The sequence below is a fragment of the Oleiharenicola lentus genome (assembly GCF_004118375.1).
Taxonomy (GTDB): Bacteria; Verrucomicrobiota; Verrucomicrobiia; order Opitutales; family Opitutaceae; genus Lacunisphaera; species Lacunisphaera lenta.
Genome location: NZ_SDHX01000002.1, coordinates 1,093,424 through 1,120,375 on the forward strand (window position 1 = coordinate 1,093,424; position 26,952 = coordinate 1,120,375).

Here is a 26,952-nt window from a genome sequence, read left to right on the forward strand (position 1 = left end):
CAGACGTCGGGCGATTCGGCCACCGCGGGGGCCGACGCGCCCGCAAATTCGTAAAAATTCAACCCTTGAAACCGAGGTTAGAATACCGAATATTCCGGCCGTATTCTGGGAAGAATCTCCCGTTACCCCGTGGTATAACCGCTATGGTCCCCTACCACCCTTTACCCTCGGGACGGAGCGCAGGCTCCTTCTCACCCTAACCCCCAAACCCACGAGAATCGTATGTGCTGCACATCCCTTAACCGGGCCGGTCTCTTCGCGTCTACGCGCGGACTGATCCGCTCCGTCGTATCCGTGCTGGCGGCGGTCGCACTTTGCGTGCCGGCCTTCGCCCAGTCACCCGCCACCGGTGTCATCCGGGGCAAAATCCAGAACGCCTCAAATGGCGCCTACCTCGAAAACGCCACCGTGGAAATCGAGGGCACCAGCCGCATCGCCGTCACCAACGGCTACGGCGAATTTGAAATCCGCGGCGTGCCTGCCGGCGAGGTCACGCTCAAGGCCAGCTACGTCGGTCAACCCGTCCAGATGGCCACCGTCACCGTCGCCGAAAATGGCGAGGTGAACCAGGACTTCACCTTCCGCGGCGCCGCCGGCAAGGACGGCGTGGTCCAGCTCGACCCCTTCACCGTCAACGTCGAGCGTTACTCCAACGCCCGCGCCGTCGCCATCGCGGCCGAGCGCAATGCGGTGAACATCAAGAACGTCGTCTCCATCGAGGAGTTCGGCGAAATCCCGAGCGGCAACGTCGGCGAGTTCGTGAAGTTCCTGCCCGGCATCCAGATCGACTACGGTTCTTCCAACGGCAACAACCAGGGCTACTCCGAAAACCGCGCCAACGGCGTCTCCGTCCGCGGCTTCGGCCCCGAGGACACCACCATCCTCATCGACGGTCTGCCCGTCGCCGCCACCGTGCCCGGCAACCTCACCCGCCAGGTCGGACTCGACCAGATGTCCATCAACAACGCCTCCCGCGTCGAGCTCATCAAGGTCGCCACCCCCGACATTCCCGCCAACTCCGTCGGCGGCCAGATCAACCTCATCACCCGCAGCTCCTTCGAATTCCCCAAGCCGTCTTACAGCGCCAGCTTCTTCTTCAACTTCAACCCCGACTACTTCGACTTTGAGAAGACCCCCGGCCCGGTGAACAAGAGCACCTTCAAGATGTCGCCTGGCACCAACTTCAGCGCTTCCTATCCGTTCTCCAAGACCTTCGGTGTCACGCTCTCCGGTTCCATCCAGCAGGAATACTCGCAAAACTTCCGCGCCCAGCCGGTTTGGAACAACAGCTGGAACGCCTCGTTCAACAACGCCACCGCCATCGTCAACGGTGCCGGCGTGCGTGCCTCCATCGCCAACCCGCTGATGACCCGCTATCAGGTGACCGACGCACCCAGCATCACCGACACGCAGTCGGCCAACCTGCGCGTTGATTGGAAGCCCTCGCCCAACCAGAACCTGCGCGCCAACGTCCAATACAGCACCTACGAGACCGCCGAGGCCCAGCGCCGCCTCGACTTCCGCCCGACCCTGGCCGCCGGCGCCGACTGGAATGAGTTCCAGTCCATCGGCACCACCGCCAACAGCACCACGGCGATGACGCTGACCACCCGCGACCGCATCGGCGATACCGTCAGCGCCTCGGTCAACTACGACATCAACCTTCTCGGCTTCAAGATCGAGGTCGCCGGCAGCACCTCCAAGTCGGTCAGCGACTTCAAGGACGAGGAGAATGGCCACTACTCCGGCCTCGACCTGAACCTCAATCCGAGCCGCGTGGCCCTTTATCTCGGCGAAGACGGCATCCCCTCCAACGTCGAGACCTACTGGCGCGCCGGCGGCACCAACACCACCTCGACGATCAAGGACTACACCCAGATCGCCAACTGGTCCATCGCCGACGCCAAGGCCTTCTCCGGCGAGTCGCACAACGAGCGCACCATCAATCTCTACAAGGTGGATGTGTCCCGCGCGATCGACTTCCTCCCCTTCCTCCAGCGCAACCCGGTTAACCTGAAGTTCGGCGCCCGCCGCGACGAAGAGGAAAACGTCAAGGACGGCCGCGGCACCGGTTACCGCCAGGTGCTCAAGACCGGCGCCACCTTCGTGACCGCCGACATCATCGACGACCACTACGTCGGCTACTCCCCCGGCTTCGGTCTGCGCCCGCAGCAGTGGGCCTCGACCTACAAGCTGTTTGAACTGAACAAGGCCAACAACCTCTTCGAAGAGCCCCTCGACGGCGCCGATGCGGTCAACAACTACAACAGCTTCGTCAATCAGAACAAGCAGCTCAAGGAGACCACGGATGCTTGGTATGCCATGCTCACCGGCAGCTTCCTCGATGGCCGCCTGTCCCTCGTGGGCGGCGCCCGCCAGGAAAGCCGCGCCCGCGTCGGCCGCACGCCCTTCACCGACAGCAAGTGGAATTACCTGAAGCAGGCCGACGGCTCAATCTGGACCAACGCCACCCTCGCGCCCAACGGCGTGCGCATCAACAGCACGGCGGACAATCTCTTCGCCACCGGCGCGACCGGCGACGCCCTCCGCGCCGCCCTCACCGCCGCCGGCATTTCGTTCCCGACCGCCATCTACGGTGCGCAAACCACCGACATCCGCTCCGCGAAGCTATTCAAGCAGCCGCTGCGTGAGATCAACCAGAAGGTGACGGGTGACCCGTCCTACAGCCTCAACGCCGCCTTCAAGCTGACCAAGAAGATCGACCTCAAGGTCGCCTACTCGCGCTCCTTTAAGCAGCAGCCCCTGGAAGACGGCAGCGTCGGTGTGCTCTCCGGCAACAACCTCACGATCGTGGAATACACGGTCGCCGAGCAGGCCAGCCAGAACGGCGCCCTCGGCCAGATCACCGTGGCCAACCCGGGCCTCAAGCCCGAGACCGCGCAGAACTGGGACTTCGAGGTGGCTTACTACACCGACAGCGGCGGCAAGTTCACCGCCTCCTACTACACCAAGGAAGTGAAGAACGCCACGCAGAGCTTCACCACCTACTCCGGCACGCCCGGCTTCGACCAGGCGCTCTCCGCCCTCGGCTTTGCCCCGGCCGAGTTCGACGGCTGGCGCATGGTGACCTCCGCCAACAGCACGCGCCTGCAGAAGACCTCCGGCTGGGAATTCTTTGCCAGCCAGGACTTCAGCAAGCTCGGTGACTGGGGTCGCCGTTTCTCGGCCTTCGTGAGCTTCGCCATGACCGACTTCCCGCCGCCGTCGCCGGCCGAGCCCTACACGATCACCAACCCGAACGGCACGACGACCACGCTCACGCCGGCCATCGCCACCGTGACGCTGCGCGCCGACCGCTTCGGCGGCGCCGGCCTGCAGTTCTCAGGTGAACGTTTCAGCGCCCAAATCCGCGGCACCTACCGCAATGACAACCAGAACGGCAGCACCACCGTGCTCAATGATGGCACCGAGATGCGCCGCATCGATCCGGGCGAAACCCGCATCGACGTGAACTTGGGCTTCATGATCTCGAAGAACTACAGCCTCTTCGCCAGCGGCCGCGACGTCTTCAACGGCGAGCGCGACCAGATCTGGCGCCACAGCGCCGGCCTCCTGCCCGACTACGCCTCGCTCGCTGACCGCAAGCGCTTCGGCGCCGCCTGGTCGGTCGGTGTCCGCGGCACCTGGTAATCAGCCCGCTTGTCACTTCCGAGGCCCGGTCTGATTCCAGACCGGGCCTTTTTTATCGGTTAGTTGCGGCATCGTAACTTCCACGCAACCTTCGCCCGAAATCCCCGTCTCCCCCGTATGCACCCCCGTCTGTTGCCCGCTCTGCTGGTTATTCTGCTGTCTGTTGCCCCCGCCCTGCGCGCCGGCGACACCCCGCCGCCGCCCCCGCCCGAGCTGGTCCAGCGCGCCGACAAGATCGTCGCCGCCCTCCAGCTCGCCGACGCCGCCCAGGCCGCCCGCGTCAGTGACCTCGTGGCCCGGCAATACGCCGCCCTGCGCCTCGTCCACGAAACCCGCGACACCGGCCTGAAGCTGGCCGGTGAGCTCACCGACAAGACCGAAGCCGAACAGGCCAAGGCCCGTATCAAAGACACCGCCACCGCCCGCCAGGCCGCGCTGCACTACGCCTTCGTCGCCGCGCTCTCCGCCGAACTCACCCCGGCCCAGGTGGACGGCGTTAAGGACGGCATGACCTACGGCGTGCTGCCCAACACCTTCAAGGTTTACCAGGAAATGCTCCCAAACCTCACCGCCGAACAGAAGCGCCAGATCCTCGCCTGGCTCACCGAGGCCCGCGAACACGCGATGGATGCCTCCACCTCCGACGAGAAGCACGGCTGGTTCGGCAAATACAAGGGCCGCATCAACAACTACCTCGCCCAGGCCGGCATCGACATGAAGCAGGCCGAGAAAGACATGTTCGCGCGGAAGAAAACCAAACAAGACAACTGACCACCGTCCACGGACCACCCGACATCTTCACTTCCCAGTCTGTAGTCTGTGGTCTGTGGTCTGTGGTCTGTGGTCTGTAGTCCTTCGTCCCTCTCCCCCCATGCGCTCCCTCCGCCCCACGCTCGTTCTTTCGCTGGCCTTCACACTGGCCGTCTCTGCCTTCGCGCAAGGCTACCCCAAAGTCCCCCCCGACCTGCAGGCCGCGATGAACGCTCGCAAGGCCGCGGCCGACCGGCGTTCCGACGAAATCTTCGCGTCGCACCAGGCCGAACTCGCCGCTTGGGCCGCCCAGGGCAAACCCTACCTGCCAGGCGCCGCCAAGCCCGCCGATCTGCCGCAAGCCTCCATCCCCGCCTTCCCCGGCGCCTGGGGCGGCGGCATGTATTCCTTCGGCGGCCGTGGCGGCAAAATCTACGTCGTCACCAATCTCAACGACTCCGGCCCCGGCTCCTTCCGCGAGGCCTGTGAGGCCGCCGGCCCGCGCACCGTCGTGTTCAACGTCGCCGGCGTCATCCACCTGAAGGAGCGCATCCGCATCCGCGCGCCCTACATCACGATCAGCGGCGCCACCGCGCCGGGCGACGGCATCTGCTTCGCCGGCAAGACCGTGGAGGTCGAGACGCACGACGTCGTCATCCGCCATCTCCGCTTCCGCCGCGGCAACACCGACCCGGCCGACCGCGACGACTCCCTCGGCGGCAACCCCGTGGGCAACGTCATCGTGGACCACGTCTCCACCTCGTGGAGCCTCGACGAAAACATCTCGATGTATCGCCACATGTTCGACCACGACGGCGACCCCCGCACCCCGGCGCGCAAACTCCCGACCGTCAACATCACCATCCAGCACAGCATCTCGTCGGAATCGCTCAGCACCTACCACCACGCCTTCGGCTCCACCATCGGCGGCCACAACAGCACCTTCCACCACAACCTCTGGGCCAGCAACACCGGCCGCAACCCGAGCGTCGGCATGGACGGCGACTTCACCTTCGTGAACAACGTGCTCTTCAACTGGCGCCACCGCACCGTGGACGGCGGCGACCACCGCAGCCGCTACAACATCATCAACAATTATTTCAAACCCGGCCCCGGCACGCCCGACAACGATGTGCGCTACCGCCTCCTCAAGCCCGAGTCCGAGCGCAGCCAGACCGTCGTGAACAATTTCGGCCGCGCCTTCGTCGCCGGCAACGTCGTCGAGGGCAACGAGCGCGTGACCCGCGACAACTGGGACGGTGGCGTCCAGCCCGATGTCGCCACCCGCGAGGAAAAGCTGCGCGACCTCCTGCCCTTCGCCCCGAAGGACGAGGCCAAGCGCGCCGACTACCTCGAGAAGAGCAGGGCCAAGGTCGCCGCCCTCAAATTTCTCACCGAGGATCCCGCCGAGGCGCTCGCCGCCATCCGCGTCAACGAGCCCTTCCCGCACGCCCTGCTGCCCGTCGTCTCCGCGTCGGAGGCCTACGCCTACGTGCTCGCCAACGCCGGCGCCACCCTCCCGCGTCGCGACTCCGTGGACCAACGCATCATCGAGAGCGTCCGCACCGGCGTCATCCCGCCGCGCACCGTGGATGCCGGCACCGCCGAGAAGGCCCGTTTCTACGGCTACGAAGAAAAGTGGGTGAAGGCCCTGAGCGAATACGTCACCAAGGGTTACGTCACCCACCCCAACGAGGTCGGCGGCTGGCCCGACTACCAGGGCACGCCCTATGTGGACTCAGACGGTGACGGCCTGCCCGACACTTGGGAAAGCGCCCACGGCCTGAACCCTCAGGATCCCGCCGACGCCTCCGCCGATCTCAACGGCGACGGCTACACCAACATCGAGGATTTCCTCAACGGCCTCGACCCCCGCGCCCCCAAGACTGACTGGACCGACCTGAAGAACAACCGCGACCCGCGCCACACGATGTAGGGCCGGTCTTCGACCGGCCGCCTAGCCGGTATATTTCACCCGCAGTCATGTCCACCCCACGCACCCCGTCGCTTCGCGCCACCCCTCTTCATGAGGGGATCCAAGCTTTCGCAGCGAAAAATCCCCTCTTGAGAGGGGTGCCCGCAGGGCGGGGTGTGGAGAAACCGTCCGCCGGCCGGTGAAATATTCGGGCTAGTCAGCCTCTTATTCTCCCAATCTCTGAACACCCCTCACCCCATGAAATCGAAAATCGAGAATCAAAAATCGAAAATTCTCCTCCCCTTCCTCGCCGCCTTCGCCCTGGCCTGCGCCACACTCGTTCCTTCCTCCGCCGCGACGATCGACGCCGCCACCCAGAAGCGCCTCGACGGCAAAACCACGAAGATCATCGGCGCCCTCAAGCTCGACGATACCGCCAAGGTCGAGCGCGTGAAGGTCCTGCTCGGCGACTGGTTCGTCACGCTCTGGGCCTGGCACGAGCAGCATGACCCGCAGCTCAAGGAACTTTGGACCAAGTGGAACGCCGCCCGGGCCGTCGTGCCCAAGGACGAATTCCCCGCCGAGGTCATCGCCTACCAGATTGACGACGTCTATGCCTCGCTCCGCCCGGCCCGAGACGCCTTCATCGCGAAACTCGCCGCCGAGCTCACGCCCGAGCAACTGGATGCCTTCAAGGAGAACTGGAGCCGCAGCCCCGGCCTGAAGCGCACCTATAACGCCTTCCTCGAAATCGCCCCCGACCTCACCGAGGAACAGAAGAAGGTGATCTTCGACCACCTCAACCGCGCCCGCGAGGCCGCCCTGCTCACCGACGCCGACAAGGAGATCGTGAACATCTTCAAGCGCCACAAGGTCAAGGCCGAGGCCTACGTCGGCACCCTCGAGTGGGCCAAACTCCACCGGGCCTTCGCGAACAAGGGGAAGTGAGCCGGTCCCCCGTGGGCAGCGCGCTTGGCGCGCCAAAAGGTGGAGCCCGCGCTCCGCGCGGGCTGGTCCGAACTGGAGGCGGGACTGTTTGTAGCCGCGCTTGAGTCCCGCGCCCGCGGGACGAAAGCGTGGCCGAACCCGGACCACCTTGTCGCTGTGCTCCAAGGCGGCTACGGCTGGCGGACGCATCTTGGGCGGAGCCGCGGATTGACCCACGATCGACTCTCCTTCACCGCTTCAGCCTCACGCGCACCGGATTAAGCAACCGCACGGGACCCAGCAAGCCGGAGGCGAGCAGCGGTTCGTCCTTGTCGTAGAAATTCCACGTGGTGAAACCCACGCGGCCGCCGGCGGGCTTCGGTTTCCCGCTCCGATACCAGTCGGGCAGCACCGTGATGCCGTGCGGGTCGTTGCCGTGCTCGTCGCGCAGGCCATAGTCGTTTTCCGGCGGGAGCTGCTCGTCGCCGATCAGGCGGTTGGGCCAGAGCGTGGTCACGCGCACCTCAAGGTCGTTGGCGCCGGCGCGCAAGAAATCCGTCACGTCGAGGCGGTAGGGCTCCTTCCACACGTCGCCGACCCGTTTGCCGTTCAGCCACACCTCGGCGAGCACCTCGACGCGGCCGAGATCGAGCACGACCCGGCGGTCCGCGGCGAGCCAGACCGCCGGCACGTCGAGCTGGCGGGTGTAAGAAGCGGTGCCGGCGAAATGTTTCACACCGGGCTCCGCGTGTAGATGCAGCGAACGCAGCGCGGGCAGCGTGATCCCCTCGGGCGCGCCACGCCCGGACTGGAACGTCACGCGCCACGGGCCTTCCACTGCGACCGGCTCGGGCACCGCTATGCTGACGGGTTTCGCCACGTCGAGGGCGTAAGCGCCGCTCTGCCACACCAGTGCGCGGGCACCCCCTTCTTCCTGGCTCAGCCCGGTCACCGTGGGGATCTCCGGCGCGGGCAGACCGGCGGCAAAGAGAGCCTTGATCTCATCGGCCGCCATATCCTTGAGCTGCTGCGGACGAACCAAGTTGCCCTCGAAGAAATAAACCTGACCCCGCGACGGCGGCGGCGGTTCGCCCGTCGCGCGCGTGAGCGATTCGATCGCCGGGAAGTGCAGCACGTAGTCCACGGGCGGCCGGTGCGAATTCGTGCCACTGAGCACCGTTTTGCCCGAAACGAGGCCTTCCTTGATTTTCTCGCCGTTTACAAAGAGCGACGGCCGGCCGTCGCGATACACGACCGCCACATGCGTCCAACCCGACACCTTCATCGGCGCAACGAGCACGGCAGGGCAGCTGTCAAAGGACCGCTCAACCACAAAGATACCGTTGCGCCCGACCGCCAGGCCGGCCCGGGCGAAGTCCGACCCGCGCTCCCCGGGCGCAGCGGGGATCGCGTAGAATTTGCCCGTTTCGTCGATGCGGCCCGTCGTGGACTCCTTCGGCATCACGCGGAGATCGGTGTCCGGCTTGACCCAGATCGACATGGTGAAGCTCATCGCGGGCTCGCGCATGCCGCCCAAGGTCGGCGCCGGGGTGGCAATCGGCTGACCGTCCCGCACCAGGCTGCCGAAGGCCGGATCTGCCGGACGGCGGAAGAGCACGAACACCGACTCGCCGGGCTCGAGCCTCAGCGGCAGTTCCACCCGGCCGAACGACGTTCCGAACAGGGCCGCGTCGCTTCGTTCTCCGGTCTCCGGCCTCCAGATCTCGGGCTGCCGACCGCCCATGCCGCGGAAGGAAACCGCGACCTCTTCAACCCGTCGCTGGCGGTTGCCGAGAAAATAGAGATCCCCGTCAGGCAGACGGCGATGCTGCCACGAAAGCGCGGCGCCTCGCTCGCGGCCGCTGTACTCGACATCCGGCATCACCTGGAGCCGCGCAAGCGCGTCGCCGATCGTGCCCGTGGCAAACACGCGGCCCGGTCCCTTCCGGTCCGGTGCCCAGACCTCGTCGGCGAGGCGGAGCATTTCCGTTTCGCTCTCCGGGTAGCCCTCGAGCGTGGGCGAGAAGACGGGCTTCGGCCCCAGAATCGCTCCGCCGGCCGCGACGAATTCGTGCAGTTTGCGCATCAGTGCCGGGCGCATGGCCTTCAGGTTCGGCGGCAGCACCAGCAGCCGGTAGCGTCCGCCCTCGGGCAGTACGTAGTCGCCGTCACGCACGCTGAGGCGGTTGAGCAGGACGTCGGTGTTGACGAGGTCGTAGGTGTAACCCTCCGGCAGCACCGGCATGGCAAACGACGACGGTTCCGGCGAGCGCTCGCCGGTGAAATACAGCACGTCGGCAACATACGTCCCCTGTTGGAGCAGGAAGTGCGTGCGCGCGAGCGTGTCGAGCCAGGGCTTCGCCGAGGCAAACCAGGTGTTGGTGCGCGCGAAGGCGAAACCGTAGGGCCCGAGCGTCACGGCGGGCGCAGCGCTGGGATGCGGCTGGTGGACGTAACTGTGAAAGACAAACCGGTTCACCCCCGCCGCCGACATGTCGTCGCCGAGGATCTTCAGCGAATACGGATACTCCAGCCACCGCGAGGTGCGGAACTCGCCGGTAAACGCCTCGGCCCCGACCACGGGCTTGCCATAGACGTGCGCGGCCGAGGTGACCATTTTGACCACGCGGTTCGGCGTCCAAGGCGTGCGCGTCCAAAACTCGGTCACCGGCACGTCGGGCGAGCCGGCCACCTTGAGTTCGTCGAAGTTGCCCGAGCCGTAGCCCTCGACGTAGAACGGCAGCCCGCGGTCCCTCGCGAGCGCGTGCATGCGCCCGTAGTAATTCTCCGCCACCAGGTCCGCCTGCACGCGGCGAAAATCGAACAGGAAGCGCTCCGTGATGCCCGCACTCCCCACCACGCGGCCAAACAGCGCCGGCAGGTAGCCCGTGAGATCGTAACCCGCGCGCCGGCGGAACTCCGCGGGGAAGTTCGTCGTCCAGTTCTGCAGGCCGGCCTCGTAACTGTCGATCGTCAGGAACCCGAGGCCCTTCGTGCCCGCCGCGCGCGCATCCGCCTGCACGCGGTCGATCACGTGGCGAAAGTGGAACTCCGCCGCGGCGGGATTGAACTTGTCCACCTCGAGGCCGCGGCCGGCGGCGGAGGCCGCGACATTGGTCTTGCCCGTGGTCGTGTGACCGATGCGCAGAACGGTCCACTCGCCCGCGGGCGCGTCCCATTCCAGCCGGTCACTCTGCAGCCGGGACGTGAGGTCGATAACGTGGGCGGGAGCGACGGCCGCCGCGGCGGGGACCTCCGCCGGCAGCGCGAGCTGGCCGGTGACCCGGTAGCGGTGATTGGCCTTCGTCTGCCAGTCCGCCACGCGCGAGGCGTCCGGCGCGAGCGCGGGGACGGCGATGACGTAGGCGTCGCGGTAGAAATCGAGCGTGGCCGGGGGCCGGGCCAGATCGAGGACCACCCGTCCGCCGCCAGTGACGTTGGTCTCCGTCCAGACAAGCTTCTGCATCGACATTTCCGGGGTGACCCACGGGCCGCCGCTGCTGGACCAGCCGGGGCCGTTGTGCATGCCCACCTCGAGGCCGAGCCGTTCGCCCTCCTTGATCGCGTGGGTCATCAGCTCGCGCCAGTGCGGATCCAGGTAGTTGGCCGGACCGGCCGGCAGGTAGTCGCTGCCGTCGAAGATCATCACGCCCGCGACGCCGACCTTGGCCATCGCCTCGAGATCGAGCGTGATGCCCTCGCGCGTGACGTTCCCGTTCATCCAGTGCCAGAACGTCTGTGGGCGGGCCGTCTTAGGCGGAGCATCGAAACCGGCGGCCAACGGATCACTTTCCACAGCCCATAGCAATTCTGGCAAAAGTATACTCAGCGCTCCTAGCAGCGTCATCCTGAGCCGCGCGAAGGATCCAGAGAAATGTCCGTCACCCTTTCCCGTTACGCGTATCCGACTGGATTCTTCGCTGCGCTCAGAATGACAGGGATGGGTCATGACAATTGAATCGAAGGCCAAGCCGGCGCTCACCACGCCGTCTCAAACTCGTGCGTGCCCGATTCCACCGGCTGGCCGACCGGGGAGCCTTCCTTCACCGGCAGGTAAACCGTCGCGGTCGTGTTCGCGGGGATCGTGACCTTCAGCTTGAACTTCCCGTCGGCGCGGTCCCAGCGGACCTTGATCGGTCCGTGCACGGACTGGTGCGTGGCCTCGACCCAGCTTAGGTCACCGGCGGGCTGCGGCCTGATGATGACGTGCTTGAAGCCGGGCGCCTTTTCGTCGGGCTGGATGCCGGCGAGGTCGTGGTAGAACCACTCGGTCACCTGCCCGAGGAAGAAATGGTTGTGCGAGGCGCCGAGGTAGGCGGGCCAGGATTCGGCGAGGCTCGTCAGGCCCTGCTTCACCTGCAGCGCATAGCCCGGCATGTCGGGATTGGTGATCAGGCGGAAGAGCCGGTCCATGTGCCCCTCGTCGGTGAGCACACGGAACAGATAGCGCGTGCCGACCGCACCGGTCGTGGCGTGGCCGCGCGCATCCATGTCCTTGAACACCGCGGCGAGCAACGCGGCCCGGTCCGCCGGCTCGGCGAGCCCGAAGGCCAGCGGGAGCAGCTGCGCGGTCTGCGAGCCGCTGCCGTAGAGCTCGGGCGTGCCGGGCTTGAAGAGCTCGCGGTTGAAGACGTCACGGATTTCCGCCGCCTTGCCGGTGAAATCCGCCGCTTCGTCGGCGAGCCCGAGCGCGGTGGCGATTTTCGCCAGGGTGCGCGCGTTTTCGTAGAGGAAGGCCGTCGCCGTGACCGCGGGCGGCGTGAGGTTGGGCCGGCCGGTCTTTTCGAGGATCACGTCATACCAGTCGCCGAGGCCGTCCTGAAGCAGGCCGCCGGCGGCGCGGCTCTCGAGATGGGCGAAGTAGCGCTTCATCGCCTCGTAATGCTCGCGCAGCAGCGAGTCGTCGCCGGTGAAGAGATACTGCTGCCACGGCACCTGGATGAACGAGGCGCCCCACTCCGCCGCCGTGCGGAAGGTGTTCTTGAAGGTCACGTATTCGGGCGCGATGTTCGGCAGCAGGCCGTCGGGCTCCTGCGCCTCGGCCATGTCGCGAACATTCTTGGCGAATAGCCGGGTGACGTCCCACTCGTAGCGCAGCGCGGGTCCGCAAAGGTGGTTCTGCTCCAGCCAGCCGAGCTTCTCGCGGTGCGGGCAGTCGGTGAGGATGGAGACCATGTTCGACCGCTGCGCCCAGCGCACGAGGTCACGGATGCGGTTGAGCAGCGGGTCCGACGTGGCGAACTGGCCGGCCGGCGCGGCGGTCGAATGGACAATGACCATCTCGACGGAATCCACCGTGGGCAGCTCGCCGCCGGCCACCGCCGGGATCAATTCCGTGTAGAGGTAACGCGAGCCGAGGTAGTAGAACTGCGGGAACCAGATCTCGTCCAGGTCCGTGGACTTGGTGTATTGCCACCAGGCGCTGCCGCGGTGCGCGCCGCCCATCGTGCCACGGTTGATCGTGCCGTCGGCGTTGACAACCTCGCCGGCGGTCAGCTTCACGACGGAGCCGGCCGGACCGCTGACCCGCAGGCGTGGCATGAAGGAGGCGTTCTGGCCGAAATCATAGAGCACGACTCCGGGCGCCGGGCGACGCGAGGCCTTGACGACCCGCGTCTCGATCGGCGCCACCGGTTCGGCCGCGAAGCTCAGTCCGCGCAGCACACCCTGCTCCCCGGTGAACTCCACCGCCGCCGGCCAGGCGCTGTCGTCGAAGCCGGAGCGCTTCCATCCGGGCGGCACAAGGCGCGCGTCGAAATCCTCGCCGCCGAAGATACTGGAGAAAGTGATCGGGCCGGCGTGCGTCTTCCAGCCCTCGTCGGTCACGAGCGTCTCGACGGTGCCGTCGGCATACTCGAGCCGCAGGTGCAGGATGGCGCGCTGCGGGCCCATCGAACCGACGAATTTGGCGAAGCGCCCCTCCGGCCGCACGACGTGCAGCATGCCGTTGCCCAGCGCGAGCCCGACGGCGTTTGGGCCCTCGTAAAGGAATTCGGTCACGTCCTTCGTGTCGTAGAGGATCGTGTCCCGATAATCCGTCCAGCCGGGCGAAAGCACGTCGCGGCCGGCCTTGGCGCCATTGAGGAACAGCTCGTAGTGGCCGAGTCCCGTCACGTGCGCCAGCGCACGGCGCAGACCGGGCTTCACCACGAACTCACGACGCAGCAGCGTGTTTTCCAAGCGGGCCTCGCCCGCCGCCGTGATCCACTTCGCCCCCCAGACCGTCGCGACTTGGTCCGTCGTCTGTGGTCCGTCGTCTGTGGTCCGGGGCATGGCCCCGACCAGCCCCATCGTCCACATCGCCGGGGCGCTCCAGGCGGAGGGTTGGTCGGCGCGATCCCAGCTGCGGACCTTCCAATGCACCTGCTGCGAGGAAACGAGCGCCTTGCCTGCGTAGCTCACAAAGGTTGTGCGGTCGCCCTCGACCTTGCCGCTGTCCCAGAGATCGCCCTGGTCGGACGCGAGCGCTTCGGCCGAGCTTGCCACGAGCACCTGCCACGCCCTCTGCCGCTGGCCGTTCTCGTCCGACGCAATCTGCCATGACAACCGCGGCTGCGCGGCATCCACACCGAGCGGGTTGACGGCGAGCTCGCATTTGAGCGCAGCCACCTCGTAGGCGGCGCTGAGCGGCGCGGTGAGCAGGAGCGCCGCGCAAACCGCCCACACACCCCGTCGCTTCGCGCCACCCCTCTTCCTGGAGGGGATCCAACGCGCCGCTTCCATGATCCCCTCTTGAGAGGGGTGCCCGCAGGGCGGGGTGTGGTGTTCGCTCATCTTCACAGCTTCTTCGGGTCGAGGACGACGTGTTTGATCTTCTCGCGGTTGAAGGTGTAGGTGATGTGCACGAGGCCGTCGGTCGTCTGGATCACGGCGGGATAGGAGTAGCCACTCTGGCACGGCTCGGTGTCGAGCGTCACGACTTTGTTCCAGCTCAGGCCGTCGGCGGAAACGGCCACGGCGATCGGGTAACGGTTGCCCTTCGCCTCGTGCGGCCGGTGGCCGGTGGGATTATAGACGATCAGCTGGCGCCCGTCGGCGAGCGTGACGGCATCGGTGCCGGAGGCGGGATTCGGCAGCTCGGTGGCGGTGAACGGGCTCCAGGTCTGCCCGCCGTCCTCGGACCAGGTCTGGCCGACCACACCCTGCTTGGTGCGCGTCAGCACCTGCAGCTTGCCGTCCTGGTGAAACAGGATGCTCGGCTGGATGTTGTCGAGCGAGGGGCCCTTCTTCACGGGGCCGATCATTTCCCAGGTCGCACCCTGGTCGCGCGAGCGCTCGAAGTGGACGAGCCAGCCGTCCTTGTTGCCCTCGGTGCTGCTGGGCGAGAGCCACGAGCCGTCGGCGAGCACGACGGGCTTGTTCTTGATCGGGCCGAGAAAGCCGTCGGGCAGGCGGCGCGGCTTGCTCCAGGTTTTGCCGCCGTCGGTGGAGGTGATGACCTCGCCCCACCATTCGCGCGGGTTCGGGCCGACCTTGTAGAAGAGATGCAGCGGTGCGCCCTTCGGCGCGAAAAGCACGGGATTCCAGCAAGGCTGACGCGTAGCCTCAGCCTTGCTGCCCTGAGCCTGTCGAAGGGCTGGCTGCACGCCATTGGCCACCTCGACGGCGGGCTGCCACTGGCCGCCCTCGTGCCGGGCAAACCAGATGACGACGTCGGGATTGCGCTCCTTCGTGCCGCCGAACCACGTGGCCGCGAGCCGGCCGGGCGCCAGCTCCACGATGCTCGAGGCGTGCGACTCCGGGTAAGGTGGGTTGTCGTTGATGAAACCGGCACTGACGACGGCCGGGTGCGAGGCGGCCGAAGCGGTCAGCGCGGCGGCGAGGAGGAGCAGGAGCATTTTCATAAGGCGGAAACAGGGCGGGGCTCGGACGACGGCGGACGCGCCGGTGCCAGCAGCGCGGCGAGACCACCGGTCGCGAGGATGGTAAGCGTGCCGAACACAATGACGAGCAATCCGTGAAAGGGACTGCGCAGCGCCTCGGGCCACCAGGCGAGCTTGGGCGACAGCGTGAGCCACAAAATCACGACGATACCCGCCGCCACGCCTGCGAGCCCGGCCCGGCCGTCGGCCCGCGGCAGAAAGCGCCCGAGGAGGAACAGCCCGAGCATGCCGCCGCCAAAGATGCCGGCGAGCTCCCACCAGACGTCGAGCGCGCTCTTGATCGAGATCATGGCGAGCGCGGCGCCCACGCAGATCACACCGAAGCCGAGGGTCGAGGCGTAGAGCACGCGCATGGCCTCCTTCTCCCCGGCCTGCGGGCGCAGGTAGCGCCGGTAAAGGTCGTTGAGGAAGAGCGTGGACATGCAGTTGAGGTTCGAGTCCATCGCCGCGGCACACAGGCCGGCGATCACCAACCCGGCGAGCCCGGCTGGCAGCTGCGTGCTGATGAAGTGGGGGAACACGGCGTCGGGCTTCAGGCCGGCGGGCAACAGCTCCGGCTGCACGGAGTAAAAAGCGAACAGCCCCGTGCCGATGAAGAAGAAGGCTGCGCCCACCGGCAGGTAAAGCAGCGCGCCGAGCCACACGCTGCGCGCGGCGGCCTGGTCGGACTTCGCCGTCACGTAGCGCTGCACGTAGCTCTGATCGATGCCGAAGTTCTGCAGGTTGATGACCAACCCGTAGATCAGCACGACCCAGAACGTGGAGCGCGCCAGGCTGCCGTCGAGGCTGCCGAGGCTGAACTTGTCCTGCGCCGCTGCGACCGCGAACACCTCCGCCGCGCCCCCGGGCATCTGGAACAGAATGACCGCCACGGCCGCCAGCGCCCCGCCCACCAGCACGACGGCCTGCACCACGCCCGTCCACACCACCGCCTCGGTGCCACCGACCAGCGGGTAGATGATGACGACGCCACCGGCCACGAGGATTATCAGCCGGATGTCCCAGCCCGTCAGCGGCACCAGCGCCAGCGCGAGCAGGTAAAGGATCGTGCCGAGTCGCGCGACCTGCGTGAGAATGTAGCAGAGCACCGCATAGGTGCAGGCCCAGGAACCGAAGCGTTTTTCCAGATGATGGTAGGCCGACAGGTCGCCCGAACGGCGGTAGAAGGGCACGAACCACTTCACCGCGATGAACGCGGCCACGGGCAGCGTCAGGGCAAAGACGAAGGCGTTCCAGTTGTCGGCGTAGGATTTCCCGGGGTTCGCGAGGAAGCTGATGCTGCTCACGTAGGAGCCGAAGATGGACAGACCCACCGCCCACCCGGGTAGCGACCGGCCCGCCGACATGAAGCGCTCGCTCTCGCGGTTCCGGCGGTAGAACCAGCAGCCGAAGCCGGTCACGCCGACCAGGTAGGCCAGCAGGACGGCGAGATCAGGGATGGACAGCGAGTGCGGCACGAAAAGTTTCAGGGCTGCTGCACCACGCCGAACGGGACTTCCTTCCCGACCGCCACGCCCGTCGTGCCGTCCGCGGGATGCCCGCCGGTCACGCTGGCGGAAACGGCGCCGGTCTTGGCGCCGTCCACCCGGAGATAGACCTTGCCGCCCGCGGGCAGCCGTCCGCCGGTCAGCACGACGTCGGCGGTGTCCACGAGACTGACCACCGGTGCGCCACCGACCGGCGGCGTGGTGGTGGCGAGGTTGTCGAAGTGAAGGCGGCGGGAGTTGGTGAACACGAAGGGCGATCCCGCCTGCGCATCGATGCGGATGTCGTGCAGTTCGAGGTCGTCGGCGGCATCGGCCACGAAACCGGCCTTGCCCGTGCCCTTGAGGTCGGAGATGCGGACTTGTTCGACCGCCTGCTCGGACAGGCCGGCGATGCCGACGACGGTGGCGGCGTTCACCACGGTCACGTTGCTGATGGAGATGTTGCGGAAGGTCGGCGTGCGCTCGGACTTCGGCTCCTCGGCCATCTTGGAGTAGTTGCTCGTGATGTGGATGGCCTCCTTGGGCGCGTCGATGATCACCCAGTTGTCGAAGCGGAGGTTCTCCACGACCGCGCCGCGGCCGCGCTGGGTCTTGAGCCGGATGCCGCGGTCGGTGCCGCGGGTGACGATGTTGCTGGCGGTGATGTCGCGGATGCCGCCGGACATCTCGCTGCCGATCACCACGGCGCCATGGCCGCGATACATCACGCAGTTGGTGATGGTCACCAGCTCGGTCGGTCGGCCGACGCGCCGGCCGTCGGCGTCGCGGCCGGACTTGATCACGATGCAGTCGTCGCCCGTGTCGAAGAAGCAGTCGGAGATGCGGACGTTGCGGCAGGAGTCGATGTCGTAGCCGTCGCCATTCGGCCCGCGCGAGACGAACGAAACGCCGCGCACGGTGATGTTCTCCGAGTAGATCGTGTGCAGGAGCCACATCGGGGAGTTGGTGATCGTGACGCCCTCGATGAGGATGTTTTTGCACTCGTAGGGCACGACCAGCGAGGGGCGGATGAAGTTGGCCGCCACGACGAAGTCCTCGCGCGTGACCTTGGCGCCGTCGCCGGCCTGGATGCGGTCGCGCAATGCGACCCAGACGGGGCGCGCCGCCTCGGCGAGGTCGCGGCGCGGGGTCTTGTCGGCCGCGCGCCACCACCAGTGCTGGCCCTGGCCGTCGATGGTGCCGCGGCCGGTGATGGTGATGTTCTCCTTGCGGTTGGCGTAGATCAGCGGGCCGTAGGTCCAGGCCGTCGTGCCCTCCCAGCGCGACTCCACGAGCGGGGAATCGGCGGGGTCGCCGCTGTAGAGCAGCGTGGCGCCGGCCTCGAGGTGCAGCGTGAGGTTGCTCTCGAGGTGGACGGAACCGGTGAGGTATCGCCCGGGCGGAAAATACAGCGTGCCGCCGCCGGCCGCCTTGATCTTCGCGATCACAGCCGCGATGGCCGCAGTGTTCTTGGTCGTGCCGTCGGGCACGATGCCGTGCTCGACCGCGTTATAGACCGCCGGGGGCGCGGCGAAGGCGCGGAGGAGACCGAGGGCGAAGAGGAGAACAATCAGGCGGAATTTCATGGGGTTTGGGGTAGGACCGGTCTTCAGGAACTGGAATGTAGGGTCGCTGCTTGCGGCGACCTCGGCGGTGAGGCCGGCGCAAGCGCCGACCCTACAAAGACGGGCGCAGAGCCTGGTCGGTTCACGGCTTGAGCAACCGCTCCACCACCGCGCGGGGCACGGCGAGGATGCAGCCGTGACGCGCCTGCGGCGGGAAGGTTACCCGGTCGCTGACATCCTCCCAGGTCTTCAGATCGCGCGAGCGGACGAGACCGATGAAATCGAGCATGTGCTTGTCGAAATACACGCGGTATTCGTCGCCGACCTTGATGGCGGCCGGGCCCTCGGCCCAGTAGTTGCCGGTCAGCGGCGGCGACACGGGGTCCCACGGGCCCTCGGGCGTGCGACCGCGCACGAGGCGGATGTTCTTCTGCGTGACGGGGGCGAAGGTCTCGTCCTTCACGAACATCAGCCAGTCGCCGGTGCCGTCCTCGGCGGGAATGATGTTCGCATCGATCACGTTGTAACCGGCGTCGTAGAGGAGCTTCGTGGGCGTGAAGGTCACAAAGTCCTTCGTCGTCGTCGCGTAGATGCGGTGGTTCCGCTCGCGGCGGCGGTTGGACATCTCCGTCTCGGGAAACTTGCCGAGGATGGTCGTGGACCAGTGGACGAGGAAGTGCTGCTTCGCCGGGTTCCAGGTGATCTCGGGGGCCCAGCAGTTCTGCGCCTCGGGTTCGTGGGCCATGACGGGCAGGGTTTTCTGCTCCGACCACGTGAGGAGGTCCTGTGACGAGGCGTAGCCGATCGTCTTGCCCGTCCAGCCCGTCGTCCACACGAGGTGGAACGTGCCGTCGGGTCCGCGCAGCAGGTGCGGGTCGCGCATCAGCTTGTTCTCGCCGGCCGTGGGCTTGAGGTAGCTCTTGCCGTCATTGAGCATCTTGAACTCGCGGCCGTCGGCGCTCCACGCGAGGCGGAAACCATCGGCCTCCTCCTTGTGCAGGAAGTAGGCGAAGAGGTAGCAGGTTTCGGGAAGGGCGGGCTTGGCCGGCTCGGCGGCACGAAGAGGTGATGAAGCGCCAAGGATTAAAAAAACAACTCCCCAAACCGTCATTCTGAGCGCAGCGAAGAATCCAAGTAAACCCGCACCTGCCCGGTCTTTCCCGCGAATCCCCTTGGATCCTTCGCGGGGCTCAGGATGACGGATCGAAGCTGTGGGGTTGGTTTGGCTCATGTCCCCTCCCGCTGCAGTTCGAGTTTCACGGGCTGGCCGTCGGCGCCGATGCGGCGCACGCGCACGGCCATGCCGGGCTTGCCGGGAAGCTTCACCTTCCGGCCGGCAGCGTCGCCGAAGTGGTAGTTGTTGAGCTTCTTGGTCACGAACTCGCCCTCGACGGGCGTCACGGTCATGGCCCAGGTGTCGATGACGTCCACGACGTAGCGCTGGCCGTCCTCGACGCCGTTCTTGTAGAGCTTGAAGGTCCATTCGGTCGGCTGCGCGCGGCCGAAATAGGTCAGGTAGTAGGTCCCGTGCACGCCGCCGGTGTTCGGGTCCTGCCACTTGTCGATCGGATCAATCCCCTGCGCGGGACCGTCCTCGAGAATTTTGCGCAGGAAGGCGAGGCGGGGCGCGCTCTGGCCCCTCAGCGTGCCGCCGAAGGACGTCCAAGTGTCCTCGTTGACGAGGAAGTAGTCGCCGTGGCCGACGTAGGTGCCGGCGACGGTGCCGCACCAGAAGCGGTGCACCATCTCCTCGCCGCTGAGATCGCCCCAACGATAGGGGCTGCTGCCCTCGTATTTGACCTCGTCATAGACGACCGGCCGGCGCCAGACGCCGCGATACATCTCGGCGCGGCCGGGCTCCTCGACGGCGGCGCCGTTCTGGATCGAGGCGTGCGTGACCCAGGGCTGGTTGTTGTCGTAGAGCAGCGAGCCGTTGTGGATCGAGCGGAGGTGGTTGTAGGGATCGACGGCCTGGACCAGCTCGCCGATCCGCGTCCATTCGGGTTCGGTCTTCACCCGCTGGAAGTCGTATTCGTTGGCCAGCGACCACCAGATGTTCCGGTAGGCGCCGAGCCGGGCGATGACATAGCGCACATAGCGCTCGTCGGAAGCGGCGTCCATGCTCTCAAAGCCGAATTTGCCGTAGGGGTTGAACAAAATCACGTCGGCCTCGATGCCGAGGTCGCGCAGCTGGCCGATGCGTTTCTCCAGGTGGCGGAAATACTCGGGGTTGAAGCGGGTGAAGTCCCAGCTGGTCGGCGGCGTGCCGACGAAGGGCCAGCGCGGCGGGGCGAATGAATTCTGGTAGGGCGTGGGCTGCGGCGTGAGCAGCATGCGGATCTTGTTGAAGGGCGCGCTCGCAAGCGTCTTCAGCGTCTCCTCCTGCACCGCCTCGGGCGTGTCGGTCCAGTTGTAGATCGTGGTGCCGATCTGCTTGAACGGCGTGCCGTCGGCATAGGCAAAGTGGAAGGTGTGGGCCACGCGCACGGGGCCGTGGTTGCCCTTGGCCGGCGGCGTCACGACAAAGCTGCCGAGCTTGCCGGTCAGCGGCCAGCGGTTGGCCTTCGTCTCGTATTTCCACTCGCCGGTGGCGGACGGCATGAAGCGGACCTTGTAGCTGCCGTCGCCGTCGTAGAAGCCGGGCACTTCGACGGTGGTCGCACCGTTGGTGAACACCGCGCCGAAGCGCACTTCGGTGAACGGGTTGCCCTCGCTCGGGCCCTTGAGCTCGAGCTCGAAGATGCCCCATTTTTCAACAGTGACGGGCGCGGCGTTGAGCAGGGCGGCGCCCAGACTCAGGAGGGAGAGGAGACGGAGGAGTTTCATGGGGAAAGAGGGCTGGTGGATGGCAGATGCAGAAGTTGATACAAGAGCCACGTCACCTGTCATTCTGAGCGGAGCGAAGAATCCAGCGGCACGTTCGCTAGCGTGCATGCTCTTGGATTCTTCGCTGCGCTCAGAATGACAGGCAGGGTCATGACCATTTGATCGAAAGGGGCGCTCACGGCTGCACGTCCCCCGCCTGGTCCAGGCCGGTGATCACGGCCTTGCCGGGGAACTTCGCGCGGTATTCCTGCGCCATCGCGCGGATCGAGGCGGCGCTCGGGCGTCCGCCCTTCCATTGGCGCAGGTGCTGGCGCGGCGCGAGCGACATTCCGCCGGCGGGGGCGAACTCCTCGCCCTTGTCGGTGCGGAACCAGTAGGTCAGGTCGATCACGTCCACCACCGCGCCGCGCACCGGATCGGCGAGGATGGCGTCCTGCACGTCCTTGGTCGCGCTGAGGGCGATGAGCGGCTGCTGGCCGGTCTCGCGCTCCCACTCGGCGACGACCTCGAGCCAGAACTGCATGAAATGGAGCGGGCCGGTGTTTTCGGCGCTGAGCGTGTGGATGACGTTCGGCTCGTCGGCCAGGCTCGCGAGGCACTGCCGGATGTAGGCGCGGTGCAGCGCGCGGTAGGCCGGTTCGGCGAGGTCGTAGAACGCATCGGCCATCTTGATCGTGTCGCCGGTGAACGGCGGCGGTTCGGGAAACGGCGTGCCGTTGACGTTGTTCACCGGGCGCCACGGCGAATCCACCCAGTGCGCGCCCGACTCGATGATGTTGTGCTGGAAGTACATTTCGTTGATCAGCACGACACCCTCGCGGCGTGCCTCGGCGGCGAAGGCCTTCAGCCGGCCGAAATACCACGGGTTGTATTTCGTCAGGTCATAGCGGCTGAGTCCGTCCCACGCCTTCCCCTGCCCGCTCCGCGCGAAGGGCTGCTCGAAGAACGGCGGCCACACGTCGGCATCCGGCCGGCGGATCATCTGGTGGTCGATGCGGCGGCGGTCATACCAGAGTCCGTAGTGGTGACGGAGCACCGCGGCGCCCTCGCGCTTCATGCGCGCCACGACGGCGGGAATCTCATCGGTCAGCCCCGTGCCGGTGCGGCCGGGCGCCCAGCGCGTGATCGCGGGGCCGGGTTCGGAGGCGCGCGCCGGTTCGAGCCGGCCCAGCCACCAGGCCAGGGCCTGCTCCTTGCCGGAGAGGCGCTCCCCGCCGACGGTGAGCACGCCGTTCACGAGGGCGAGCGGCTTGCCGGAAGTTGCGACGCTTTCGGAGCCAACCCGCGCTCCGCGCGGGTTCCACCTTTCCAAATTCGCGGCGGCGGCCGGATAGATTCTCTTTTCCAACGTGACCAGCGCGGCCGGGCCGGAGCGCTCGGCGAGCTGCGCGCGGTAAAGCGACGCGGGATTGGCGAATTCGTTGGTGCCGCTCCAGCGTCCGTCGCCCACGTATTGCGCCCAGACCGCCACCACCCAGTTGTGCGCGCCAGGGGGCTGGCGGCTGATGATGACGCTGGCCTCGGTCTGCCAGATCATGGAATTCGCCGCCGCCCAACCCACGCCCTGGTTGAAGGTCTCCAGATTGTCCTGCCGCAACACGCCGCCGTCGAGCTTCACGCCGTCGAAGAGCAGGCCGGAACTCCACGCACCGATCGAGCCGCTGAAGCTGCTCATGCCGGTCGCGATGCAGTCGAGGAACACCACCGGACCGGCCGTTTGGTAACCGGTCGTGAAATCGTTCCGCCCCTGCTCGCTCCGGCAGCGCAGGAAGAGGACCTGCTGCCCGCGCGCGTGGAAGGCCATGCGCCGGTAACCGGCATTCTCCGAAACCGGCGCGAGCGAGGCACTGTCCTGCACCGTCACGCGGGCCACGCGCGCGCCGACCTGCACGGCCGAGCCGGCAAAATGAACGGCCGTCACATCCGCCACCCAGCCGTCGCGCACGGCGTGCAGGTCAATCGCGTTCCACGCGTGCTGCTCGTCGAGTGGGTTGGCGCGGTCGTAGTCGGCTTCGCAACGCAGGTTCTCCACCCCGACGTCGCTCAGGTAACCCGTCTCGGCGTAAGGCGTGACTTTGCCGCCGCCGAGCTTCGCGTCGAGCGAGGTGGTGAGCGGGGTATCGAGCGTGATCTTGTCGCCCTTGATCGCCGTGATCACCCGGTCCCAGCGGATGTTCACCGTGCCGGGTTTCCACAGATAGGGCTGCCGGGCCGGGGCGACATCCATCCCGAGCTGCGCGAGCCATTCGGCCGGACTCGGCCGCTCGATCGTCACGCTCTGCCCCACGGCCAGCCCGGTGGCGTCAGCCACGCGGAGCTGCGTCGCGCCGACCGGCACATAGTCGTCCGCCACGGCGCGCGCGGAGGCGAGGTCCTTGCGCTCGTAGCGCCCGGCCACCTCGATCAAGGGGCGGCGGTCGGTGCCGGTCGCGACCAGGACCGTGCCGTCGGGGCCGGAACCTGCGCCGCGCAGCACGACGCCGCTGGCGGTGATTTTCAGCTGACCGGCAATTTCATAACGACCGGCCTCCAGTTGCACCGCGCCGCGCTGTCCTGAAGCGTCAGGCGCCAGCGCGGAAACATGGTCGAGAGCCGCCTGAATGCGCGCGCCGTCTTCACCCTCGGCCGGAGCCACCAAAATCCTGGCGGGCAACATCGGCAGCGGCACGCCGCCGCCGCGGTAGCCGGCATGCGAATAATCCGGCACGCGGTCACCACGCGCGAGAGTTTCATAGACGAGCTTGCCGTCCTTGCCCGGCGCCACCGGCGAGGGAAATTCCTTGGCCAAGGCCATGGCCCCCACCCAACCGGCCAAACTCAAGATACCTGTCATCCTGAGCGCAGCGAAGGATCCAGTTCGATTGACGCCCCTGGATGGGAGTAGGGCACGTTCCGCTGGATTCTTCGCTGCGCTCAGAATGACAGTCGGTGAGGATCTCTGGAAAGTGTGCCTCATGGCAGTTTGCCGGTGACGCGCTGGAGCTTGGCAGCCTTGGCCACGACCTGGCCATCCACAATCACCTGCAACCCCGCGCCGCGGCCGAAGCGCTGGCCGTCCTTGTCCCAAAGGATTGTCACGTCGCGGCCGTGGTAGCGCACGTTCTCGAGGCAGAACCAGTCCCATGTCCCTTCCGGCAGCAGCGGGGCGACCTCGATGACGTTGTCGGCGCGCGGACGCAGGCCGGCGAGGCCCGTGATGAGCAGGTCGGCGTAGGTGGAGTGGTTGTAATAGAAGCTGCGCGGGTCGCGGCCCTTCAGCCAGGCACCGGTGGACTCGTCCTGGTATTCCCCGAGGTAGGGCAGGCCGTCATAGACGTGGCTGCGGGTGTAGGTGACAAAGGCGTCGAACCAGTCGCGGTTGGTCACCGCGTTCTGCGGGTAATCGCGCAGCACGTTGCCGAGCGCGGTGAGCGTCTGCGACGTGGCGAAGGGCCAGACCGCTCCGTCCCATTCGCAGGTGCCGGTGCCGTGCGTGCGGAACTTCGGGTGCCGCCGCTCCGCCGTCGTGAGGCCCCACGGCGCCTTGAACCCCTTTTCGTCGGTGAGCTGCTTCCAGGCAACCTCGTAGCCTCGGCCCGTCTCCGGTAGGTGAAAATACCACGGGATGAACCCGATGGCCTCGCGAACGGCGATGGGCTGGAGCTCCTCGGTGACCGAACCGAAAAACTGCAGCTCCGGATTCCAAAGCGTCTTTTGCGCGAGCGAACGCAGGTGCGCGGCCTTGGCGGCAAATTCCTCGGCCAGTTCCGTGCGGCCGGCGCGGCGCGCGATCTCGGCGAGCGCGGTGGCGTTGCCGAACATGTAAACACTGATCGTGGGGCGCACGTTCTTCACCTTCCGGCCGCCGCTGATGGACTCCTCCATCGCGTCCCACACGTCGGCCTGCCAGAAGAGACCGTCGGGGCGCATGCGCTCCGTCTCCCAGCGGCGGTAGTCCGCGACGAGTTCGTCGAGGAGCCCGGTGAGCGTGGCCGTGTCCTGCGTCACGAGCCAGCGCGACCACAGCGCGTGGTGCAGCCATTGCGAGTAGCGGTGAAACCGTTCCTCGGGCTGGCCGTCCTTCCCGCGCAGCCAGAACCGCACGTAGTCGTCGTGCCAGGCCTGGTTCCGCAGCCAGCGGCCCTCCATCAGGTGGTGGCCAAGCGCGCTGCTCACGGGCCGCTCGCGCGTGATGAACTCGGTGAACACCCAGCGGCCGGTGCCCGCGTCACGCCGCAGGTGCTTGCGCAGCGCCCACCAGCGGAACCAGTAAGTCTCCTCCAGCTGCGCGTCGGGGCACGCGAAGCGCGGCACGTTCGCCTCGAGCCAGGCCTGCGCCTCGGCATTGGGCACGGCGTTCACCACCGTCTCCGGTTCCATCGTGTTGAACTTCGCGATGTGCGGCGCGAAGGCCGCGGCGGACACGAGCGGGGTCTGGTCCGCGGCGGTCGCACAGCCGGACAGAAACAGCAGGGCGCAGGACAGCAGGCTCAGGCGGGGCAGAAACATCACGGGGAGGGTAGCGGCGTGGAGCGCCAGGGTTTTAACGCAACAGCCTATCTAACCACTCCTTTCATTTCTGCCACGATGAAGAAAATTATCTCCGGTATCATAACCCTCCGCGCCCGCGGCCTTGGTCTCGCCCGCGTCCGCGTCCGCCGGAGCGGAGCGGGCCGCTTCGCTGACTCGCACGCTGTCAGCGATTAACACGCCCGCGCCTCCCAATCCCGTTGCGGCCGCGCCCGTCGGCCCGCGAGGCGGGTGCCGCGGAAACTTTTTTCACGCGCGACGCGCGAAAACTTTCTGCGGTTGCCAAAGCCGGATGCGGGGATTCTGGCTACTCCACCCCACCCCGCATGATTGTTCCGACTGCCATCACGCTGCTGCAGCCGCCGCGCATTCACTTCGGCGCGGGCTGCGCCGTGGAGGCGTGCGCCGCGCTCGCCCGCGCGGGCCATCGCCGCGTCTTCGTCATCACTTCGCCTTCCGTGCGGACCCCCGCCGATGCGCTCGCATCGCCGTTGCGCGCGGCCGGGGCCGCGATCGAGACGGTCACCGGCGTGCCGCCCGAGCCGACACTCGCCTGCTGCGAGCAATTGCGGGCCGCGGCGAAAGCCTTTGCCCCCGACCTCGTGCTCGCCGTCGGCGGCGGCAGCGTGCTCGACGTGGCCAAGCTCGTCGCCGCGCTGCACGACCGCGCGGAACCGGCCTCCGCTTTCTACGGCGTCAACGTGCTCGCCGGCCGCCGCACCGCCCTGGCCTGCGTGCCGACCACCGCCGGCACCGGCAGCGAGGTCTCGCCCAATGCCCTGCTCTTCGACGAGGCCGCCGTCGCGAAGAAGGCCGTGATCAGCCCGGCCCTCGTGCCCGATGTCGCCATCGTGGATCCGTCGCTGATGCTTTCGCTCCCGCCGGCCCTCACCGCCACCACCGGCCTCGACGCGCTCACGCACTGCCTCGAGACCTATGCCAACCGCGCCGCCCACCCGGCCGTGGATCTGCACTCGCTCGAGGGCGTGCGGCTCATCGGCGCGCATCTCGCGCGCAGCGTGGCCGACGGCTCCGATCTTGCGGCGCGCACCGCCGTCGCCCTCGGCAGCCTCTACGGCGGCCTCGGCCTCGGCCCGGTCAACACCGCCGGCGTCCACGCCCTCGCCTACCCGCTCGGCGGCGAGTTTCACCTGGCCCACGGCCTGTCCATCGCGCTGCTGCTGCCGCACGTCGTTCGCTTCAACCTGCCCGCGCTGCCCGCACGCCACGCGGCGCTGGCCGATGCCCTCGGTTGCGCGACAACCGCGGACCTGCCCGACCGGCTCCAGCAGCTCGTGGCCGCCTGCGGGATCGACGCCCGCCTCTCCGCCCACGGCATCCCGCGCGACGCGCTGCCGCGCATGGCCGACGCCGGCATTCAGGTCACCCGCCTCCTGAAGAACAACCCGCGCGAGGTCACCCGCGCCGACGCCCTGCGTATCTACGAAGCCGCTTTCTGA

General features: G+C 67.0%; 14 protein-coding genes. 5 read left to right on the forward strand and 9 right to left on the reverse strand.

Translation table 11 applies throughout. The features are described 5' to 3' along the window. The first annotated feature begins 222 nt into the window (after nt 1–222). From ESB00_RS18210 to ESB00_RS18225, 4 genes are all read left to right on the forward strand, one after another. Nucleotides 223–3,651, forward strand: a complete 3,429-nt coding sequence (locus ESB00_RS18210; protein WP_129049497.1) for a TonB-dependent receptor — start codon at nt 223–225, stop codon at nt 3,649–3,651. Between the two features lie 117 nt (nt 3,652–3,768). Then, a complete protein-coding gene (locus tag ESB00_RS18215; protein ID WP_129049499.1) occupies nt 3,769–4,422 on the forward strand; it encodes a DUF3826 domain-containing protein in 654 nt (217 codons plus the stop codon). Between the two features lie 100 nt (nt 4,423–4,522). Beyond that, complete coding sequence (locus ESB00_RS18220; RefSeq protein ID WP_129049501.1) at nt 4,523–6,337, forward strand: polysaccharide lyase; 1,815 nt, start codon at nt 4,523–4,525, stop codon at nt 6,335–6,337. 237 nt (nt 6,338–6,574) lie between these two features. Next, nucleotides 6,575–7,264 carry a DUF3826 domain-containing protein gene (locus ESB00_RS18225; protein WP_129049503.1) on the forward strand — a complete coding sequence of 230 codons (690 nt, stop codon included), beginning with the start codon at nt 6,575–6,577 and terminating at the stop codon, nt 7,262–7,264. 229 nt (nt 7,265–7,493) lie between these two features. On the opposite strand, the gene ESB00_RS18230 is transcribed toward ESB00_RS18225, so the two are convergent. The 9 genes from ESB00_RS18230 to ESB00_RS18270 all read right to left on the reverse strand — a co-directional run bounded on the left by ESB00_RS18230 (nt 7,494) and on the right by ESB00_RS18270 (nt 25,471). Further along, nucleotides 7,494–11,192, reverse strand: a complete 3,699-nt coding sequence (locus tag ESB00_RS18230) for a glycosyl hydrolase (RefSeq protein ID WP_129049505.1) — start codon at nt 11,190–11,192, stop codon at nt 7,494–7,496. A 29-nt stretch (nt 11,193–11,221) separates the two neighbouring features. Further along, nucleotides 11,222–13,909 (reverse strand): family 78 glycoside hydrolase catalytic domain, encoded by a 2,688-nt coding sequence (locus tag ESB00_RS18235; protein ID WP_164976306.1) that lies wholly within the window; start codon nt 13,907–13,909, stop codon nt 11,222–11,224. A 110-nt stretch (nt 13,910–14,019) separates the two neighbouring features. After that, nucleotides 14,020–15,087, reverse strand: a complete 1,068-nt coding sequence (locus tag ESB00_RS18240; RefSeq protein WP_129049509.1) for a sialidase family protein — start codon at nt 15,085–15,087, stop codon at nt 14,020–14,022. Further along, nucleotides 15,084–16,571, reverse strand: a complete 1,488-nt coding sequence (locus tag ESB00_RS18245) for a sodium:solute symporter family protein (protein WP_129049936.1) — start codon at nt 16,569–16,571, stop codon at nt 15,084–15,086. Before ESB00_RS18245 ends, ESB00_RS18240 begins: the two co-directional genes overlap by 4 nt. A 20-nt stretch (nt 16,572–16,591) precedes the next feature. Beyond that, on the reverse strand, nt 16,592–18,178 hold the full coding sequence (locus ESB00_RS18250; protein ID WP_129049511.1) for a glycoside hydrolase family 28 protein: 1,587 nt from the start codon (nt 18,176–18,178) through the stop codon (nt 16,592–16,594). A 121-nt stretch (nt 18,179–18,299) separates the two neighbouring features. Further along, a complete protein-coding gene (locus ESB00_RS18255) occupies nt 18,300–19,268 on the reverse strand; it encodes a glycoside hydrolase family 43 protein (protein ID WP_164976307.1) in 969 nt (322 codons plus the stop codon). Between the two features lie 116 nt (nt 19,269–19,384). Beyond that, on the reverse strand, nt 19,385–20,983 hold the full coding sequence (locus ESB00_RS18260) for a DUF5060 domain-containing protein (RefSeq protein ID WP_129049515.1): 1,599 nt from the start codon (nt 20,981–20,983) through the stop codon (nt 19,385–19,387). A gap of 175 nt (nt 20,984–21,158) precedes the next feature. After that, on the reverse strand, nt 21,159–23,777 hold the full coding sequence (locus tag ESB00_RS18265) for a DUF6298 domain-containing protein (RefSeq protein ID WP_218938789.1): 2,619 nt from the start codon (nt 23,775–23,777) through the stop codon (nt 21,159–21,161). 158 nt (nt 23,778–23,935) lie between these two features. After that, nucleotides 23,936–25,471 carry an MGH1-like glycoside hydrolase domain-containing protein gene (locus ESB00_RS18270; protein ID WP_129049519.1) on the reverse strand — a complete coding sequence of 512 codons (1,536 nt, stop codon included), beginning with the start codon at nt 25,469–25,471 and terminating at the stop codon, nt 23,936–23,938. Between the two features lie 347 nt (nt 25,472–25,818). Here ESB00_RS18270 and ESB00_RS18275 point away from each other — a divergent pair, with 347 nt between their 5' ends. Continuing rightward, entirely contained in the window at nt 25,819–26,952 is a 1,134-nt protein-coding gene (locus tag ESB00_RS18275; RefSeq protein WP_129049521.1) for an iron-containing alcohol dehydrogenase, read from the forward strand.

Excerpts from the sequence above, each read along its gene's own strand:
- ESB00_RS18270 (WP_129049519.1), bottom strand. The coding sequence starts at position 25,471 with ATGTTTCTGCCCCGCCTGAGCCTGCTGTCCTGCGCCCTGCTGTTTCTG.
- ESB00_RS18240 (WP_129049509.1), bottom strand. The coding sequence starts at position 15,087 with ATGAAAATGCTCCTGCTCCTCCTCGCCGCCGCGCTGACCGCTTCGGCC.
- ESB00_RS18210 (WP_129049497.1), top strand. The coding sequence starts at position 223 with ATGTGCTGCACATCCCTTAACCGGGCCGGTCTCTTCGCGTCTACGCGC.
- ESB00_RS18275 (WP_129049521.1), top strand. The coding sequence starts at position 25,819 with ATGATTGTTCCGACTGCCATCACGCTGCTGCAGCCGCCGCGCATTCAC.
- ESB00_RS18265 (WP_218938789.1), bottom strand. The coding sequence starts at position 23,777 with ATGGCCTTGGCCAAGGAATTTCCCTCGCCGGTGGCGCCGGGCAAGGAC.
- ESB00_RS18225 (WP_129049503.1), top strand. The coding sequence starts at position 6,575 with ATGAAATCGAAAATCGAGAATCAAAAATCGAAAATTCTCCTCCCCTTC.
- ESB00_RS18260 (WP_129049515.1), bottom strand. The coding sequence starts at position 20,983 with ATGAAACTCCTCCGTCTCCTCTCCCTCCTGAGTCTGGGCGCCGCCCTG.
- ESB00_RS18255 (WP_164976307.1), bottom strand. The coding sequence starts at position 19,268 with ATGACGGTTTGGGGAGTTGTTTTTTTAATCCTTGGCGCTTCATCACCT.
- ESB00_RS18215 (WP_129049499.1), top strand. The coding sequence starts at position 3,769 with ATGCACCCCCGTCTGTTGCCCGCTCTGCTGGTTATTCTGCTGTCTGTT.
- ESB00_RS18220 (WP_129049501.1), top strand. The coding sequence starts at position 4,523 with ATGCGCTCCCTCCGCCCCACGCTCGTTCTTTCGCTGGCCTTCACACTG.
- ESB00_RS18250 (WP_129049511.1), bottom strand. The coding sequence starts at position 18,178 with ATGAAATTCCGCCTGATTGTTCTCCTCTTCGCCCTCGGTCTCCTCCGC.
- ESB00_RS18230 (WP_129049505.1), bottom strand. The coding sequence starts at position 11,192 with ATGACCCATCCCTGTCATTCTGAGCGCAGCGAAGAATCCAGTCGGATA.